This is a genomic window from Fructobacillus ficulneus (genome assembly GCF_001047075.2).
GTDB classification, from domain to species: domain Bacteria; phylum Bacillota; class Bacilli; order Lactobacillales; family Lactobacillaceae; genus Fructobacillus; species Fructobacillus ficulneus.
On sequence record NZ_DF968005.1, the window covers coordinates 172,652 to 173,076 of the forward strand.

Consider the following 425-nt stretch of genomic DNA (forward strand, 5'->3'; position numbering starts at 1 on the left):
ACGCTTCTAAGGCCTTCGCCTGTGAAGCGATGTACCAAGTCGTCGCCCAAGAAGGGGTTCATTTGGACCTTGTTTCTGCCGGAGAAATCTACACGGCTGTTCAGGCCGGGTTCCCAATGGCTAATGTTTCTTACAATGGTAACAACAAGAGCCGCGAAGACTTAATCATGGCCATGGACCACGGTGTTGGGACAATTATCGTCGATAACTTCTATGAGTTAGCGACCTTGCAAGAATTGTTGGAAGAACGTGATAGCCAACAAGATATCATCTTCCGGGTGGTGCCGGGTGTTTCAGCTCACACCCACGATTACATTCAGACCGGTCAGGTTGATTCTAAGTTTGGCTTTGACCTCGAATCTGGTCAGGCCAAGAAGGCTTACGAAATTGCCCAAGCCGATGACCGCCTCCACCTCTTAGGTTTG

1 pseudogene is annotated in these 425 nt (G+C 49.6%); it reads left to right on the forward strand.

The features are described 5' to 3' along the window. A pseudogene (locus AOQ29_RS08125) lies at positions 1–425 on the forward strand (diaminopimelate decarboxylase); the annotation flags it as partial.